12 protein-coding genes and 1 pseudogene are annotated in these 18,324 nt (G+C 46.7%); 4 read left to right on the top strand and 9 right to left on the bottom strand.

Annotated features, from left to right (window positions below; genetic code table 11):
* Window positions 1–188: 188 nt before the first annotated feature.
* Window positions 189–638 carry a DUF3592 domain-containing protein gene (locus MHB46_RS16525; protein WP_341162891.1) on the top strand — a complete coding sequence of 150 codons (450 nt, stop codon included), beginning with the start codon at window positions 189–191 and terminating at the stop codon, window positions 636–638.
* Here MHB46_RS16525 and MHB46_RS16520 read toward each other — a convergent pair.
* From MHB46_RS16520 to MHB46_RS16505, 4 genes are all read right to left on the bottom strand, one after another.
* Window positions 591–1,205 carry a LysE/ArgO family amino acid transporter gene (locus tag MHB46_RS16520; RefSeq protein ID WP_165177779.1) on the bottom strand — a complete coding sequence of 205 codons (615 nt, stop codon included), beginning with the start codon at window positions 1,203–1,205 and terminating at the stop codon, window positions 591–593. The genes MHB46_RS16525 and MHB46_RS16520 overlap by 48 nt on opposite strands.
* A gap of 74 nt (window positions 1,206–1,279) precedes the next feature.
* Entirely contained in the window at window positions 1,280–2,032 is a 753-nt protein-coding gene (gene mobA / locus MHB46_RS16515; protein WP_341163760.1) for a molybdenum cofactor guanylyltransferase, read from the bottom strand.
* 142 nt (window positions 2,033–2,174) lie between these two features.
* On the bottom strand, window positions 2,175–5,783 hold the full coding sequence (locus MHB46_RS16510) for an Ig-like domain-containing protein (protein WP_341162890.1): 3,609 nt from the start codon (window positions 5,781–5,783) through the stop codon (window positions 2,175–2,177).
* 18 nt (window positions 5,784–5,801) lie between these two features.
* Window positions 5,802–7,625: a motility associated factor glycosyltransferase family protein gene (locus MHB46_RS16505; protein WP_165177783.1), complete on the bottom strand. Its 1,824-nt coding sequence runs from the start codon at window positions 7,623–7,625 to the stop codon at window positions 5,802–5,804.
* 517 nt (window positions 7,626–8,142) lie between these two features.
* Between MHB46_RS16505 and MHB46_RS16500 the strand changes: the two are divergent.
* Window positions 8,143–9,365, top strand: a pseudogene (locus tag MHB46_RS16500) (MFS transporter).
* A 185-nt stretch (window positions 9,366–9,550) separates the two neighbouring features.
* Here the strand turns inward: MHB46_RS16500 and MHB46_RS16495 are convergent.
* Window positions 9,551–11,230, bottom strand: a complete 1,680-nt coding sequence (locus tag MHB46_RS16495) for a glutamine--tRNA ligase/YqeY domain fusion protein (RefSeq protein WP_039272163.1) — start codon at window positions 11,228–11,230, stop codon at window positions 9,551–9,553.
* Window positions 11,231–11,437: 207 nt separating this feature from the next.
* Here MHB46_RS16495 and MHB46_RS16490 point away from each other — a divergent pair, with 207 nt between their 5' ends.
* Together MHB46_RS16490 and MHB46_RS16485 are read left to right on the top strand one after the other, a co-directional pair.
* Window positions 11,438–12,163, top strand: a complete 726-nt coding sequence (locus MHB46_RS16490; RefSeq protein WP_341162889.1) for a copper amine oxidase — start codon at window positions 11,438–11,440, stop codon at window positions 12,161–12,163.
* Between the two features lie 84 nt (window positions 12,164–12,247).
* The gene (locus tag MHB46_RS16485) at window positions 12,248–12,796 is read left to right on the top strand and encodes a GNAT family N-acetyltransferase (protein ID WP_028540721.1); all 549 of its coding nucleotides are present in this window, start codon (window positions 12,248–12,250) and stop codon (window positions 12,794–12,796) included.
* Between the two features lie 99 nt (window positions 12,797–12,895).
* Here the strand turns inward: MHB46_RS16485 and MHB46_RS16480 are convergent, their stop codons facing one another.
* From MHB46_RS16480 to MHB46_RS16465, 4 genes are all read right to left on the bottom strand, one after another.
* Window positions 12,896–13,390 (bottom strand): GNAT family N-acetyltransferase, encoded by a 495-nt coding sequence (locus MHB46_RS16480; protein WP_103047379.1) that lies wholly within the window; start codon window positions 13,388–13,390, stop codon window positions 12,896–12,898.
* A 104-nt stretch (window positions 13,391–13,494) separates the two neighbouring features.
* A complete protein-coding gene (locus MHB46_RS16475; protein WP_341162888.1) occupies window positions 13,495–14,742 on the bottom strand; it encodes an MFS transporter in 1,248 nt (415 codons plus the stop codon).
* A 46-nt stretch (window positions 14,743–14,788) separates the two neighbouring features.
* The gene (locus MHB46_RS16470) at window positions 14,789–16,921 is read right to left on the bottom strand and encodes a molybdopterin-containing oxidoreductase family protein (RefSeq protein ID WP_341162887.1); all 2,133 of its coding nucleotides are present in this window, start codon (window positions 16,919–16,921) and stop codon (window positions 14,789–14,791) included.
* 372 nt (window positions 16,922–17,293) lie between these two features.
* Window positions 17,294–18,127, bottom strand: coding sequence for a formate/nitrite transporter family protein (locus MHB46_RS16465; protein WP_165177793.1), 834 nt, complete (start codon window positions 18,125–18,127; stop codon window positions 17,294–17,296).
* Window positions 18,128–18,324 lie beyond the last annotated feature (197 nt).

Below are 18,324 nucleotides of genomic sequence, written 5' to 3'. Positions count from 1 at the left end.
CCATACAGCTCTGTCGTTATCTCTATGGAAGAATTAAACTGTTGCTAAAAAACATCCGATATATTGATTATCGCTTTGTTTAAAGGAGTAGATTATCATCTCAATTGATTTCAATGTGTATTGGTTTCATTTTAGTTCCGATTTACTGATGCCATTGTTCAGCTTGATTGGACTGCTACTCATCTATTTTGGATTCAGAACGATCCGTCGTCATCGTTATCGCAAACGCCACTGGGTCCGTACCAAGGGGAATCGTTGATGCGCATATGGAAGTAGACATTGATGTCGTTCCCTTTGACCGAGATGATCCGGTAGATACTAGCTACACCCGCCGATTAAAAGTGCGCTTCTATACAGCTTCAGGTGAAGCCGTAGAATTCTGGAATCCTTATAGCACCAACCTAAGCCTTAACCGAGTTGGCAGCAAGATCAAGGTATTATACAATCCATCTAACCCTCGAGACGCCCGAATTGCAGGCGGTGTAAATGGTGCAGGCTGTCTGGCCTTTATGCTGTTTTTGATCGGTGTTCCCTTTGCTTTGAGCGGGGTATTCGCCCGTATTGAAATTTTTCTTCTAACCAGGTTTGGATCACATACCAGTAATGAAATTTATCGCCATGTAAATAGCCAAGCCTAAAATAATCAGTGCCGATATTTTGTTGAGCACAGTCCCAAACTTCCCTTCCGAATCCATACGTCCCACGAGACGCCCCGCCGTTGCCAGACCGATAAACCATATCCAAGATACGGACACGGCGGCCAGACCAAAGGCCCAGCGTTCCCCGCCGTCATATTGAAGGGAGCTGGTTCCAATTACGCCAACCGTGTCGAGTATGGCATGTGGATTCAATAGCGATACCGAAGCGGCAAAAATCATCTGGCGTTTCGGCCGCATCGCCTGACTTTCTCCCGAGGAAGCTGCCTTCGATCTCCATAAAGTCCAGGCCATATACAGCAGAAACAAACAGCCCGCCGCATAGAGTACGTTCGTGAGCCATAGAAATTGCTGCAAAATAAGAGACACGCCCCCAACCGCAAGCGTGATCAGGATTGTATCACAGACACCCGCTGTAATGACAGCAGGCAGTGCATTGCGAAATCGCGACTGGGACGCCCCCTGATTAAACACAAATACATTTTGTACCCCCAAAGGCAAAATCAATCCCAATGCCAATAAAACAGCATGGATAATAGCTTCCAGCATGTTATGTACTCCCCTCAAAATCATTACACTTCTTCTCTCTCATCTCCTGTTATTTCCTTCCGTTCTTGATGTGGTTATCGTTCTGGTTTTTCCAGGTTCTGTGCACGTTCGGTACGTTTTTGTATATGCTCCAATTGCTCCACTGTAGTCTGATAATCTTGCGGGTAGTTCATATTAAACACAGCTTGCCGCCACATCTCTAAGCTCGCACCTGGCCAATTGCCCGCTATCTCATAACGAACGTTCAATGAATCTAACCAGTCGATCAAACGAAGACGGTCACTACGCAGACATTGCTCGGCAGACGGCAACACACTTTGATGATATATGCCTAGCAGCGGATGTATACGTCCATCCACAGAGGCGATCACTGCCTGTAATGCTGGTTCTACTGGCTGGGGCGATGAGACTTTTCCCCTCAAGGTTGTATGATCTCCTTGCACTTGTTGCTTTCCTTGTTCACTATTTGTCTCTTGCGCCGCTGCCCAGTTCGTTGCGTGAGTAAGCAAAGCACACAATATCTCTGGCTGCACAAAGGGCATATCGCAGGCAACGACAATGCCCCACTCCGTTCTGGAAGCAGAAAGTCCCGCATGAATGCCGCTCAAAGGCCCTAAGCCGGGATACAGGTCTTTTGTCGTTTCCAGATCAAGCTCCCTATACTGTTGCGTATCCCGGGTCACTACAATAACCCGTTTTGCTACCTGCCCCAACACAGCGGCTATTCTCTCCAGTACCGTAACCCCTCCCAGCTGAAGCAGCGCCTTGTCCTGTCCCATTCTGCTAGAGCGCCCACCTGCCACGATAATTCCAGTCACCTCCACCATCACCATCGCACCTCCTTTTTGCTAGACAAACTCTATCATTAACACGAATAAATCTAATAATATCATCTATATAAAGTATAAAAAATGGCGATCCACCTGGATCGCCAAAAAAGAGGGTGCCTATTCGTCTAGTTCGTTACTTTTAATTCGTGAACTTAATAAGTTGCAAAAATCGTTTTATTATGGAAGTAGCCTCCGCCCGGGCCGCCTGCTGTTTGGGCGCAAGCAAGTCGGGAGAGACACCCTTAATTAAGCCTTGCTCTGTAGCCTGCGCCATAGCATCTTGAGCCCAAGGAGAAACAGTAGATGCATCGCTGTAAACCTCTTTATATTTCTCACTAGAAGGACTGGCATTTAGAGTCTGAGCGTAATGTGCAGCCTTTTCAGCAATGACCGCGATCTCCTCACGCGTAATCACCTTTTCTGGCTCAAATGACTGATTCCCATAACCACGAATCAAACCAGCTTCCACCGCAGCTCCAACACTACCAGCATACCAGGCATTTTCTTTCACATCTGTAAAAGGCTCTGTTAACGGCTTCTCCTGCATACCAAGTCCGCGAACAAGCATTGCCACAAATTCAGCTCTTGTTACAGCCCGATTTGGTTCAAAAATATCAGGCTGGACGCCTTTGACAATTAGCCTATTTGCCAGCATCTCGACATCTTTTCGTGCCCAATGATTCTCCAGATCCTTAAACTTTTTGTCTGCTGAGACTACAGCATAAATGCTGTTATGATTTGATTTGATAATTGCCTCTGTTAGTCCATTTACATTCCGAATCAATACGGGAACAGATGACAACACACCTGTCTGAGGATCAAACCATACGGCCGCTACATGCTCAGGATCAACTTCATGATCCACAATCAATTTTCGCTCCACATAGTGCCCAAAAAATTCAGTGATCTCTTGATCTCCAGCCATAAGCTTGAAATCAACCGGGTTTACCACAACATTCGCTAAACCCCTGTCAGCAATAGCCTGCCTTACTTGTGCACTGTTTTCGCCTGTCAACGCTGAAATTTCAACGATTAGGTTGTCTTCAGGATATAATGAGGCCAGTTTGCCAACCAATTCAGCAGAAAGAGTAAACTGAGCTACTGCCGTGTGAATACTAATCGGCACCTTTGTATTTTCTCTCTCATATTCCTTTAAAAAGTCAGAAGGTATACTTACTTTTGCTGCTTTGCTGTATCCCGAGGCATCAACTATCAGTTCTTTCTGGTCAACATTTGTAACATTCAGGGCTTGGCTGGCGTCCCCATCATTCAAACCAATAAGTTGAATAGTGTGGCTCTTATCAGTTACCCTCTTAGCGTCTGTTAATAGGACACCAGTCTTAGTCTCTGTTGGGGAAGCCGCTGACGAGGTATCCTGAGCTGACGTTTCTTTATCCTTAGAACGATGTGAGCGCTCATCTCGTACGCGGAACGCCCATTCCTCTGGAGTATGCATCCCCACATACGGATTCATTGCCAAATCTGTTAGCGCCCCCGAGGTAATTTCCAGATAGTACGACTTTCCTTCTTCCAACCCACCTGATAGCTCAATGTACGCTATATTTTCCTCGCCTTTTAACGTAAAATTCGAATTTCCTGCACCCGATATTCGCAGTTCGCGAACCACTGCCCCACCTGAGGCTTCATGGAGTCTTACATAGCCTTGGTTCCACTTCATGGGCTCGTTGAACTCCAGCATAAAACCGGCATACGTGCCTACTCCACTGAGCTCCAACCCTTCCGGTGATCTCTTTTTCACCAGTTTCGGCGCGGTAGTGTCTGCTGTCTGGAAGGTCCACATGTTCTTGTCCCAAATCGCATTGGTACCTTGACCCGCACGGTCTACAAACATACCCGAGCTGACCTCCACATAGTACTGGGTACTATCCGCCAGTGGATGATCCAGTTCCATCCGCACATGCTGACCACTGATATGTACCGTGCCACCTACGACTGTACCTCCGCTCACGTTAACCCGGCCCGCTTCACTTCCATCCTTCTGGTGCACCACCAGATGGCCTGTGCCTAGTTGGACCTTTTCGCTGAATGCCATTCCCAACTCCGGTGTGAGCGTCCACATATTTCCGTGGGGGGACATATAGGTATAATAGGGTCTCTCATCTTGCACGCGGAACGTCCACTCCTCTGGAATACGCGTACCCACATACGGATTCATTGCCAAATCCGTCAATGCTCCCGAGGTGATTTCCAGATAGTACGACTTTCCTTCTTCTAGCCCACCTGATAGCATAAATTCGACTACATTATCATGTCCTTCTAGCGTATTGTTTAAATTTCCTGCACCGGATACTCGTAGTTCGCGAACCACTGCCCCACCTGAGGCTTCGTGAAGCCTTACGTAGCCTTGGTTCCACTTCATCGGCTCATTGAACTCCAATATAAAGCCTGCATACTGGCCTGCACCACTGAGTTCCAATCCTTCAGGTGTTCTTCTCTTTACCAACTTCGGCGCGGTGGTGTCTGCTGTCTGGAAGTTCCACATGTTCTTGTCCCAAATCGCATTTGACCCCTGACCCGCACGGTCTACAAACATACCCGAGCTGACCTCCACATAATACTGGGTGCTATCTGCCAGTGGATGATCCAGTTCCATGCGCACATGCTGACCACTGATATGTACCGTGCCACCTACGACTGTACCACCGCTCACGTTAATCCGACCCGCTTCACTTCCATCCTTCTGGTGCACCACCAGATGACCTGTGCCCAGTTGCACCTCTTCACTGAATGCCATTCCCAACTCCGGTGTGAGCGTCCACATATTTCCGTGGGGGGACATATAGGTATAATAGGGTCTCTCATCTTGCACGCGGAACGTCCACTCCTCTGGAATACGCGTACCCACATACGGATTCATTGCCAAATCCGTTAGGGCTCCCGAGGTGATTTCCAGATAGTAAGACTTTCCTTCCTCCAGCCCGCCTGATAGCATAAATTCGACTACATTATCATGTCCTTCTAGCGTACTGTTTAAATTCCCTGCACCGGATACTCGCAGTTCACGAACCACTGCCCCACCTGAGGCTTCGTGAAGCCTTACATAGCCTTGGTTCCACTTCATCGGCTCATTGAACTCCAATATAAAGCCTGCATACTGGCCTGCACCACTGAGCTCCAATCCTTCAGGCGTTCTTCTCTTTACCAACTTCGGCGCGGTAGTGTCTGCTGTCTGGAAGTTCCACGTATTCTTATCCCAAATCGCGTTAGTCCCTTGACCCGCGCTATCTACAAACATACCCGAGCTAACTTCTACATAGTACTGGGTGCTGTCCGCCAGCGGGTGGTCCAGTTTCATCACCACATTACGACCACTAAAATGGATATCTCCCCCTGTGATCGCTCCCCCACTTATGTTTATTCTTCCCACTTCACTTCCATCTTTCTGATGCACCATCAGATGGCCTGCGCCCAGTTGCACCTCTTCACTGAATGCCATTCCCAAGTCTGGCGTGACCGTATGCGCATATTCACGGGGGTATGTATAGACATAATGAGGTGGCTCGTCCATTTGCGCCTGCATATAGACTGATGAAACCACGCGGGATGAAGGAGCGTCTTGTATGAACCCGTCTGACACCGACACATTCTCCGTTGTATTGCTGCTTACGCTCTCCGATGCAAACGCTGCTGAAATATAGGGGTTTGCCAGGCTGAGCACCTGTGTTGTCAGCACACCTGCCTTAATCATTCGATTTACATGATTCTTATTTCTTTTATTCTTGCTCATATACGTGCTCCTTTTTATCTAGGTGTGAATGGAACGGTGAAATTCATGAATCTCGTTCTTGATTTCCATATAATCCTGCTGGCATTTCCATATGAAATCTCCGAAGTATAGCAAAATTTGTTCCCCTCTGATCAGAGGATTCCTGCTGCTCTGAATGGCGTCCATTTTACTGTACAAAAACTCATACCGCATACGATGGCGAGGCAGAACATATATTTTGAAAAAACAATTACCTAATAATGAGGCAAATAAGTCGTCAAACTGTCCAAAGGACTCGTTCAGCATATTGGCCTGCTTCAGACTGAGCTTATGTTTGATGCCGAGCAATACATGATGAATCTGCTCCATAATGGCTTGAAAAACCTCTTTTTCCCGCTGAAGCTCTTCAATGCGTGACCTCAGAAACAAGAGATCGTATTCCGAATTACTGCTGGTTTGCAGCCACGTGTCGTCAATAACACCTTTTAACCGTGTCTGGATGATCTCTTCCAAGTTCTGAAAAGATGTTCCCTTAATAACAGCACCTTCACGCGTTGTGTTTATAAATTCGGTTCCCTTCACTGTACTAATGTAAAACTCCATCTCTGTTTTCATTTTGATAAAAGAATGTCGTGTAACCACCTGTTGGCCATGAACGCCTTCTACACGCGGCAAATCCGCACTAGCTGGAACACCTTGGGCATGAGTAATCCCCTCAGCATAATATTGTTCATCCCGATAGGCTAAATTTTGCCCCACCAACACAATAGGGTCTGCTTTCATCTGGATCAGACATTGGAGTGCAATGACCGCTACTGAAGGAGCATCGTTAATAATCGTTGGTTTATTTCCCTCCGGTGTCCGCAATACGTGCTTGGAGAGTTCATCCTGAGAAATGATGATATGCATAAGACGACCTGGATAATGATCGAGTGTGTGTTTACCGACCGTACTGCCGAAAATAAGTGGAATTGAATCAATTCGCTTGTCGATCACCTTTTGAATTACGTTTACGTTGTATTCGTTCGGGTCATAACTGAACGTGCCGTGCGGATAAATGCCATGCTCCACCAGCGTGTTCACTGCCGATCCTACTGTAAACAGATAAGCAAGATTGTGCTCACGAATATGTCGCAGGTGTTCAATTTCGTCGTTAAGCGAAGGGCCAGCAGATATTACTAAGACTGGCTTGTCCCTAATATGCTCTGAGCCCGCGTGCAAAAAATTTGAACTATGTAAAATATAAGGGAAATTATGAATACTGTTTAACGCCCATTTTTTTTCGTACACGTTATTGATAGCCATTTTGTCCTTCTTGTTAGAGACCATTTTGTACAATATTTCATTAAATTTCTTTAATTGCGCAGCAAATAAGGAACGATACGGGAGCCATGGAACAACAAGGACCCCAGATACACGGTCAACCAACCTATGCAGTGTACCGATTGTTTCTCCAGTCATTCCTCCTACCATAACCTCTTCGATCATCTTATCAGCCAGCCAATCGGTTTCATTCAGATGCTGTAAAAAAGTATTCATCACATCAATGTCCGGCTCGACGACGGAGAAGCTGGTATTCGGGTGTCTACGCAGAAATTCACGGACATGATACCCAAGTCCTATACCAAAAAAGATCACGTGCGCTTGAGGTTTAACTTCTTTAAAGCCCGAAATAAATAATTCTGCTTCCCGCCCAGGCTGCTCAAGATCATGCAAATAATATGATTTCCCCTCACGAGTCAGTACTAAATTGGGCTCGTTGGTTTCAGAAGTCACCAACTCACTTCCTTCTCCTGCCTGAAGCAAAAGAAGCCGAGGAAATCGGCGGTACAAGGAATTGTCTCTACGATGCTGTAATGCCATTTTCCATCCCTTTCCACCCGGATATTTCATAAAACCAACTATACAGGCCAGTCGATTAAACCTATATAGTTTCTTATGAAGCATAGTATTCTGATTTTATGTAATATCTGCGACAATGTATTTTATTCAGAAAAAAATAATCCTAAATTCTCCTGATTATGGATTAAGTATCGGTTATTCTATGTATAAACTTTAGGTCTTAAGAACCTATCTATAAATAAAGATTTTGTAACTAACCAAACATTTACTTGGACTAACCATATATAGTCTCCAATGCTGTAGCTCGTCTACATGTCGCCCCTTGGAACAACAAAAACAATAACTAGTAAAATAGCGAAATAATCTTTAAGTTTGCTTAAACCATTATCAAATTAGTATCTTCTAATAATTATTACATAATTGTTAATTTATTGGTTTGTTAACCCTTTCAACACATGATACATTGGAATAAAGAACCTCCCCACAGATCGGCATCGATGCGCAGTTCTCTATCGGGCTAAGAAAGGAATGGCTTGTCTTGCAAAAGAGAGAAATTCAAGAGACTCCTCTATATTCCTTAAAACTGTATAATTTTTTTCTATATGGAGCTATGGTCATTTTCTCCAGCTTCTTCCCGTTGTATCTGCAAGATATCGGCATGGACAAGCTGGAGATCGGGAGTCTGATGGCCATCGGGCCTTTTGTATCCGTATTCGCGAACCCTTTTTGGGGCTATACAAGCGACCGGAGCCGTAACCTCCGACGTATTCTGCTATTTATGATTATAGGTACCTTGTTATTGCTACAAGCTTTGTTTCATGTCCATACGTATATCATGATTTATGTGTCGATGATTGGTTTTTATTTTTTCCAAAGCCCTTTATTTGCGCAAAGCAACAGCCTAATTCTCAGCTATATTGAGGGCACAGACCGGAAATTTGGCGCATTCCGTATATGGGGCTCCTTCGGTTGGGCTGTGACAGCAGCAGTTGCCGGCATAGTTATTGACCAAACGGGGATATCCAGCATATCCACCATCTTTACGGTACTTCTTCTGGCTGCATTGATCTGCACCTTGTCGATTCCACCACTGAAAAGCACTGTGGAGACAGCAACCATTCATTTGCGCGGCTTTGGCAGTGTTTTAATGAACGGATACTTTATATCCTTTATTTTATTGGGCATCCTTGTATCCATCCCGAATTCGATCAACAGCGCCTTTATGTCCCTGTACATCACCGAGCTGGGTGGGTCCAAACAGATGCTCGGTTTTGCTGTTTTTATGTCATCGGTATTCGAAATTATTGTATTTTTGCTGTTTGATCGCTTCTTGAAGAAAAGAATGACCGTGATGGTCGGCTGTTTGGCACTCGTCAGTTTGCTGTTTGCCTTACGTTGGGAACTGATGGCTCTGGCTACAGACCCGATTCAGATTGTGTTCATTCAGGCACTTCATTGCGTCACCTTCGGTGGATACTTCTATGTAGGCACCCAGTTGACCGTCCTATTTACCCCTGCAGCATACCGATCATCCGGACAGGCCGTATATACCTTGACCTGGAGTGGTATATCCGGTATCGTAGCAGGTTTTGCGGGAGGTTGGCTATTCCAGAACTTTGGTGGAGAAATGATGTACCATGCAGGGGTGTTCTTCGCCCTGCTTGGATCTGCGGGATTCGCTATCATGTGGTATATGCTGTACAAGAACGGTTATCAGCCAGGACTGCCAGCGGGCACAAACGAATAGAAGAAGCCCCTTAACAACACTAGAGGAATGAGCTATCCCCTCTTCCCTTCTGGCTTGTTAGCAAAGACAATAGAGTATCGTCAAGTCAATGACCATGTATAAAGAGTGTGCATGCGTAAAATAAAGGAGTCTGCCGACGGCAGACTCCTTTTCAACTTGGTCGCACGAAGCTACCATCTCTTCCACACTTTCCACCAGCCTATTGCTTAGGCAATTGGAAAGAGCTTTTCAACGATACAACACGGTTAAATACAGGCTTACCCGGTTGGGAAAGCTTCGGATCGACACTGAAATAACCATGACGGAAAAATTGGAACTTGTCCTGTGATTGAGCTTCTTTCATGTTCGGCTCGACATAGCCATGAGCAATTTCCAAAGAGTTCGGGTTCAATTGGTCAAGGAATGTTTTTTCCGATGCATCCTCTTCAATCTCTTCCGTGTTCTCTGCGTTAATCAAAGGCTCATACAAACGGAATTCGGCAGGTACAGCCTGAGTAGCCTCTACCCAGTGGATCGTGCCTTTCACTTTACGTCCAGTAAAGCCTGATCCGCTCTTGGTTTCTACATCATAGGTACAGTGGATTTCCGTTACATTTCCGTCTGCGTCCTTAATCACATCGTTACATTTAATGAAGTAAGCATGCTTAAGACGTACTTCATTACCAGGGAACAAACGGAAGTATTTGCTCGGCGGATTTTCCATGAAGTCCTCACGCTCGATATAAATCTCACGGGAAAACGGAATTTGGCGTGTACCGAGTTCCGGATTTTCAGTATTGTTTTCCGCCTCCAGCATTTCAACTTGTCCTTCAGGATAGTTCGTAATGACCACCTTCAGCGGATCTATAACTGCCATCGTACGGGGTGCCTTAAGCTTCAAATCCTCACGTACAAAATGCTCCAGTACCTGCAAATCGATGACTCCGTAGGCTTTGGAAATGCCTGTCTCATATACGAAGTTGCGGATGGCCTCCGGCGTGTAGCCGCGACGACGTAAACCGGAAATCGTCGGCATACGCGGATCATCCCAACCATCTACGTGCTTTTCATCGACCAGAAGCTTGAGCTTACGCTTGCTGGTTACGGTTTGAGCCAGGTTCAGCCGTCCAAATTCGTATTGGTGCGGTACCTTTTCCATCTCACATTCAGCTACAACCCAATCATACAGCGGGCGCTGATCTTCGAATTCCAGCGAACAGAGCGAGTGCGTTACTCCCTCAATCGCATCTTCCAGCGGATGAGCATAGGAGTACATTGGATAGATACACCATGTGTCGCCTGTATTGTGATGTGCTGTGTGTGAAATGCGGTAAATAACCGGATCACGTAAATTAATATTTCCTGAAGCCATATCAATTTTGGCACGCAGCACCTTTTCACCATTTTGGTATTTGCCTGCACGCATCTCTTCAAACAGCTTCAGATTGTCTTCCACACTGCGATCCCGATAAGGGCTATTTTGCCCCGGTTCGGTCAATGTGCCACGAGTTTCACGGATTTGGTCCGCGCTTTGATCATCCACGTAGGCTTTACCCTTTTGGATCAGCAAGATGGCACGCTTGTACATTTCTTCGAAATAATTGGAGGCAAAATGTTTTTCCTCCCATTCATAACCGAGCCACTTCACGTCCTCCTGAATGGAGTTCACGTATTCCGTGTCTTCCTTCGCCGGATTGGTGTCGTCAAAACGCAAATTTGTGCGTCCTCCGAATTCATCTCCCAACGAGAAATTGATCCAGATAGCTTTGGCATGTCCAATATGCAAATATCCGTTTGGTTCAGGCGGAAATCGTGTAACAACCTCCTTTACCTTACCCGTACGTAGATCCTCTTCAATAACATTTTTAATAAAATTGGGGGGAGTGATCGGCTTCTCCACGCTAATCAACCTTTCTTCCGTATAATCTGTGTAAAACCTGTTCCCTTAAATATACCCTTTCACACCGCATAACTCAATAAAATGAAAATCCTTATGCTCTCTTCAGCAAAAAAAGTGACAAGTTATGAAAAAGAGTTAACATTTTCGGCAAATAAATTCGTTATAGTGTATATATCTTTTATTTTGCCCGGAAAAGGAGACCCACCCGTGTTTAAGCTACTCATTGTGATCCTGCTGTCTATGCTTTTGTCCTCTTCCGTCATGACTTCCGGCCATCCTTCATCGGACCCAGTGAACGAAACCGTACAATCTCGTCCGCTAGCCAGCGCTCCAGAAGACTCATCCGTCCGCTTATATGCCGTTAATCCGTCACAGGGATTATTCCAATCAGCTGTACTGGAAATCGGCCAGCAACGCCGCACATTCCGATGGTCAGGCTCGGCGGATATCTCCACTGCACCACAATTATTTTACAGGGATGTGAACGGGGATGGTGTCCGTGAAGCCGTCGTGATCCTCACACGTGCCTCGGGAACGGGTGTCGAATTGCAGGAATTGCATATTGTTAACGCACGCACGATGGAAGAATATGCGGTCGAATCGGCAGTAGATGCTGTGTCCCAGCGCGTACATAGCTCAGTGGAGCTACGTGACCACAACCGCCAGGTTCATATTGCTGTCACGATTGACGGTGTTACACACACGATAAACCCTAAAGCATCCGTATTTTACGATGATCCAGCCCAATTTACAAAGTATCTCGATTTTAGCTCTGTCGTAATGTATGATGCTGAACAGCTTCCTCTGCAAGCCACTTTATCTGGCAGTGTATCCCCAACCGAATTTGTAGGGGATTTGGATCTAAAATATGTATACGAGCATGAACGGTTCCTTGTGGGACCTATTGAATTTGAAGCTTCCTCTCCCTTTTGACGACTCTCGCAGAATAAGGTAGCATGGGATTAAATGCTAGACTGGCTGGTTTAGCGATTTTCCGAGTGAAAGAGGGGATCAATCATGTTTACATATGCGTTGGACGAACGCACAGTCCTTCGGCCGCTCACCAAGGAGCATGTGCAGCCTCTGTTTGAGCTGATCGAAATGTCCCGTGACCGCCTGCGTCAATGGCTTCCATGGGTAGACTCTACCACGGAAATCAGCCACACAGAGCAGTTCGTGCAGGGCGCCTTGAAACAAGCCGCAGAGAACGGTAGTCTGACCGCCGGAATTTGGATAGACAACGAGCTTGCTGGCATCATCAGCTACCATGAGATCAATTGGACTCACCGCTCCGTTAGCATCGGATATTGGCTTGGACACGGGTACGAAGGACAAGGCCTAATGACTAGCGCCTGCCGCGTATTCGTTGAATATGCTTTGATGGAGCTGGACTTGCATCGGGTCGAAATCCGATGCGCAACTACGAACCGCCGTAGCCGCGGCATTCCGGAACGTTTGGGCTTTGTGCTCGAAGGCATTGTACGCGAAGCGGAATTGCTGCCCGACGGCTACATGAACCACGCAGTGTACGGTATGCTCCAAAATGAATGGAAGCAACTTCGGTAATATTGTATTGTACAACAACGCCGCAGACCTGATCAGGTCTGCGGCGTTGTTGGTTTAGGCCGGACATAAAACCGAATATTACTGTCTGTAGCCTCCCGCCTATTTTAAGAAATAGGCCATTAACACATCATCCACGAATTGGCCTGCTATGTAAAACTCCTCATGCAAACGTCCTTCAATCGCGAAACCGCATTTTTCATAAAACATAAGGGCTTCCATGTTACACGAGAGTACCCGCAAACTTAATTTGCGTATGCCCTCGGCAGCTGCAATGTCCTTCATGGAGTTCATGAGCGCCGTCCCAATACCTTTGCGATGATAGGCTGGATGTACAGCTATATTTATTTCGAGTACATGACAATTACTAGCCAACAGCGTTGGAGGACGAAATCCAATATACCCGCAGAGCACTTCCTGTTCGATGGCGACCAGTTGAGAGCCTGGAGGCGTATTGCGCAAAAACTCTCCGCGCGACTTCCAGGACAGCGAAGCGGGAGCCGTGCGTTCATTCCATACCAATTCATCCAGCGCAATCAGATCAGGAGCATCCTTCATCTCCGAATGACGTATCGTCAAGGGTTGACTTGTAAACAATTCCTTTCAATCCTTCCTGTGAAGGCTTTCCTGAAGCAATAACTGCAATCATACGTCACTTATTGTACCATAATCACAGCTCATTACTGAACTTTTATTAGGACTTAAGAACTGGGAACATCAGACTTGGAAGTAGTATCAAAAGTATCCAAATCATGTCGGTAACCGTTCAACCAGCTATGCAGGACGAAAAACAGGATCGACAACACTGCTACGCCCGCTGCCAGCCAAAGTGTAGGCGGTAACCCACCGCCATCATATAACTTCCCCATAATATAAGGTCCCATTACCCGTCCGGCTGCGCCAATGCCCCCCACAAGTCCAATGTAAAAGGGTGCACCCCGACCTCCATGATCAGACAGGAACGCAGGAACCGCAGGTGCAATCAGCATTTCTCCCAGGGTCGCCAGGACCATAGCGAATATCATCCCCGTATAGTTCTGTGTACCCAGCATGACGATATAAGCAGATAAGTAAAATCCGCCGGCCCATGTCATTTGGGCTGAAGCATGCCGGGCATACAGACGTTTTATCCAGAAAATAATCGGCTGTGCGGCAAAAATAAGGATACCATTCAGTGTCCATAGTAATCCATACATCGTTTTAGGCAAGCCCTGCTCAATAATATGGGGAGACACTCCTGTATTCCAGATCGAATTCCCGAACCATAAAAAAAGCGAACCTAACCCCACAAAGAGATACAGTCTGGTATCACGAAACAGCAATCGAGCTGGTATTTCCTCTCTTTTTTTCACGGACTTACTGAGCTGCACTTCTCCCTCTTCCCGATCCACCCTACTGAGATAAGACCAGAAGAATCCGGCAAATACCGCAGAAGTCACCCCATTCATCACAAAGCTGAGCTGATAGGAAAGGTCAGCCAGAACGCCACTCAATCCCGTACCCACTGCAACCCCAATATTGTTAGCGACATAAATAATATTAAACAGCTCACCACGACGGTCAGCGAAACGAAAACCTACAAAGGCCTGAATCGCCGGCACAGATACGACATTAAAAAAGCCGATAAAGCCCATCATGATGACAAACGCTACCCAATGGCCACTGGTAAATGGAAGCGCGAGAAGTCCCAGCGCGTTCATCGCGAGTGAGCCAACAATCAGTTTCTTGGCTCCAATACGGTGATAGAGGGCTCCGCCCAGCACTTGACCAAAAATTCCGCCCAGAGATTGCACTAAAATCGCAATCCCTGCATCTCCCATACTACGGTTTAGCTCGTCAAACACATACATGCTAACCAACGGCCACATCAGGGAACTTCCAGCGGAATTAATCAGACTAGCAACGAGAAACACTTTCACTTCTTTCGGATAAGACTCCAACCATTTCATATCTTTTGTTTCTCCTTTTGCATCTGACGCCATAAAAGGCATTATCTCATTGGCGCTTCACATTCACCACCGTTGAGAAGAAAGTAGCCCCCTGTCCCATATCCGACAGCCGATCAGAGGTTAACACATTGGCACGCTGTCTGCGTCCTTTGCCTTCCCACCATAATCCCTGGCTAATCACTGTACCGGGCAGCATCAGATCGGTGACTTTGGCTTTCAGCTCATACGTCCCCCGATCATTCCATACGGTAACCGGGTCCCCATCCGCGATGTCCCTTGTTTGAGCATCCTCCGGGTGAATTTGTAGCAAGGGCTCCCGCTCCAGTCGCTGATGCTTGGGCAAGTTAGCGAAAGTAGAATTCAGAAAATTATGGTTTGGCGGTGAAATAAACATTAATGGATACCGCTCGTCCGCTTGCGGTCGATGCTCTCCGTCGTACCCTTCAATCAGCGGCACATAAGAAGGCATCGCGGGCAGACCTGCTTGTTTCATTTTTTCCGAATACAACTCAATCTTGCCTGAAGGCGTGGTTAAACGATCCAAATAAGTAGCCTTTGGCGTCATATCGAGCTTTACAAAAGGTGATTTTTTCAAGGCTCCCAAAGTTACACCGTTGAGATAAGGGTTCGTTGGATTATCAAGCGCGCCCACGATCATGTCCTCTTCACTTTCCGTAAAGGCAGCTTCGTCAAAGCCCATAGCCCGTCCGAGCAGGCTAAACAGCTCATAATTGCTTTTGCTTTCCCCGAGTGGAGCAATGACGGGTTCCTGCATCTGGACATAGTGATGCCAGTAGGATTTATATAGGTCTGTACCTTCAAAGGAAGACGCTGCAGGCAGCACAATATCGGCATAACGGGCCGTATCCGTAAGAAACAGGTCATGTACGACTGTGAACAAATCCTCTCGTTCAAATCCTTTAGTCACCCGTTCCGAATCGGGAGCTACAACTACCGGGTTACTGCAGTATACAAATAACGCCTTAATCGGCTGTTCCTTCTGTAGCAGCGCTTCTCCGATCCGGTTCATGTTGATCACCCGGGCATCCGGGTTCTGTCGCAGATCAGGACGCGCCAGATGGGCACCGTTAATTTTGGCGTAAGCGCCATTGGAGCGCGACGCTCCCCCACCGTGCTTCAGCCATTGTCCAGTGAGCGCGGGCAAGCATGTAACCGCGCGTACGTTCATACCGCCATTATCATGATGCTGAAGCCCATTACCGATATTGATATACGCTGCTCGCGCAGTTCCGTACATTTCCGCCAAACGGATAATATCCGCTTCCGGCACGCCAGTAATCCGCGAAACCCGCTCTGGTGTATACGACTTAACATGCTCGCGCAGTTCCTCATGACCTACCGTGTAGCGACGTAAAAATTCGTCGTCCGTCAGTCCCTGATCGAACAGCACATTCATAACACCCAGCGCGAGCGCCGTATCCGTCCCCGGATATAACGGAATGAACCAATCCGCCCATTGCGCCGTCCGGTTGCGATGAACGTCAATAACAACTACCTTAGCACCTTTTTTACGTGCTTTCTCAGCCAATACTACCTGATGCATGTTGGTGCTGATGACATTTCCGCCCCACACAATAATGAGGTCTGCATCCTCTGTGTCCTCCGGGCTGGTGCCGCCCTTAAAACCCATAACGGACGCCCAGCCTTCATTCCCTGCCACGCTACATATCGTCTGATCCAGTTGGCTTGAACCCAGCGCATTAAAAAATCTGCGGTCCATTCCATCCACACTCAATACGCCCATATTGCCATAAAAGCTGTAGGGGAGAATAGATTCCGGTCCGTCCATACGTATCAGCTCCTTGAACCGACCTGTAATGGTATCGACTGCCTCCTCCCAGCTAATACGTTCAAATTTCCCTTCTCCTTTGGGGCCTATACGTTTCAACGGATAGAGCACCCGATCAGGATCATATACCCGCTCCGTCATATTGCGAACTTTGTTACAAATAGCCCCTTTGGTAATAGGATGATCCGGGTTCCCAGTCACCTTGACTATCTTTCCATTTTCCTTGTGAAGCAGGAGCCCACACGTATCCGGGCAATCTAACGGGCATACAGCTGGAAAGATACCGTCCTGCTGCTCCGTCATCCGCTGCCCCATTTGTAAGTCTTGTTGAGGCGTGGCCTCAGGAGGCGCGCTATTACGATGATCCATAGTGTTGATGCTCCTTTCCGTTACCGTTTCCAAAAATTACACTGATCTTATCATATCCACAGCTTTGGCCTATGGCAAGAGAAGGATTTTCCCACACAGCCGCTCTCCAAAATATTAAAAAAATCCGTCTGCTGCATAGAGCAAAACGGATTTTTTTAGAATCATAATTTTTTTCAACATCCTGTTTCATCATATCTTACCGAGGGTAAAAAAAGATCAAGGCATCATGGACGAGAGCACACTCATCCTCCATGCCAAATCATGGACCACTCCCAAAAAAATCCGCCATGACAGGTTTCGTTCCCCCGGGCCTGTCATGGCGGATTTGCTTTGTTCATTGCTGTTTAAAGTACCGTAATTAAGCAGGACCACTCAACGGATTTGATGTGCAACCGAAGAAGTAGTTGGAGATTCATTCGCTGGAAGTGCGTTGGTTTGAGGCTTTTTCAAATAGGCCAACCAGTAGGCTCCAGCCACAAACAGGCTACCTCCTACCAAATTCCCCAGCCAGACCGGAATGAAGTTCATAACATAATCTGCCCACGAAAAGTGGCCTGCAAAAATAGCCGCCGGAATGAGAAACATATTGGCAACAACGTGCTGAAATCCAATAGCGACAAAGGCCATTGTCGGGAACCAAATCCCCATAATTTTGCCACCGATAGAGTCTGTGCTATATGCCAGCCATACAGCCAGTGCTACGAGCCAGTTACATCCTATACCCGATATAAAAGACTGCAAAAAGCTTTCATGTAGCTTATGTCCTGCCATATCCACCACTTTGTCCAGGTAAGGGCCCGTTTCTGTCAAACCCAGCACATGCCCAAAGAAAAATGCAACGAATAACGCACCTGCAAAATTACTGAGCGTAATAATCGCCAAATTACGAAGCATGGCTCCTGTCTTAATCCGTCCTGCCCATCTCGCCAAAGGGACCGCCATCATATTGCCGGTCAGCAATTCTCCGCCGGCGATCAAAACTAATACCAAACCTACGGGGAACACCGCAGCTCCAATAAAGGTGGCAATGCTTCCCCATTCTTTAGGCGCGCTTGCAATAACACGTATATCCAGCAAAAACCCGAGTGCAATAAATGCACCTGCCAAAAATCCCAGTACCACCGCCACAGTCCACGGGTTGTTCGCCTTGGCCACTCCTGTTTCCACCGTCTTTTCAGCAATTTGCCCCGGTTTATAGCTCGCCATATGTCCCCGCTCCTTTAATATCTTTTCACTAAAATATTCTTCTTTCATATTTTATTTAAAATCAGTGATTATGTTTGTGAAAAAAATCACTTTCTCAACTATAAAAAAACAGCCCTTGGAAAAAGGACTGTCTTTCTGTATTATTACATCTACTGCGCTACTACGCGCTTTACATTTAATTGTATTCTTCCTTTTCA

This window comes from Paenibacillus sp. FSL H7-0703, assembly GCF_038003485.1.
Lineage (GTDB): Bacteria > Bacillota > Bacilli > Paenibacillales > Paenibacillaceae > Paenibacillus > Paenibacillus polymyxa_B.
This window is presented reverse-complemented; position numbering and strand designations above follow the sequence as displayed.

Excerpts from the sequence above, each read along its gene's own strand:
- MHB46_RS16465 (WP_165177793.1), bottom strand. The coding sequence starts at position 18,127 with ATGGCGAGCTATAAACCGGGGCAAATTGCTGAAAAGACGGTGGAAACA.
- MHB46_RS16505 (WP_165177783.1), bottom strand. The coding sequence starts at position 7,625 with ATGGCATTACAGCATCGTAGAGACAATTCCTTGTACCGCCGATTTCCT.
- MHB46_RS16475 (WP_341162888.1), bottom strand. The coding sequence starts at position 14,742 with ATGAAATGGTTGGAGTCTTATCCGAAAGAAGTGAAAGTGTTTCTCGTT.
- mobA (WP_341163760.1), bottom strand. The coding sequence starts at position 2,032 with ATGGTGGAGGTGACTGGAATTATCGTGGCAGGTGGGCGCTCTAGCAGA.
- MHB46_RS16485 (WP_028540721.1), top strand. The coding sequence starts at position 12,248 with ATGTTTACATATGCGTTGGACGAACGCACAGTCCTTCGGCCGCTCACC.
- MHB46_RS16510 (WP_341162890.1), bottom strand. The coding sequence starts at position 5,783 with ATGAGCAAGAATAAAAGAAATAAGAATCATGTAAATCGAATGATTAAG.
- MHB46_RS16470 (WP_341162887.1), bottom strand. The coding sequence starts at position 16,921 with ATGGATCATCGTAATAGCGCGCCTCCTGAGGCCACGCCTCAACAAGAC.
- MHB46_RS16520 (WP_165177779.1), bottom strand. The coding sequence starts at position 1,205 with ATGCTGGAAGCTATTATCCATGCTGTTTTATTGGCATTGGGATTGATT.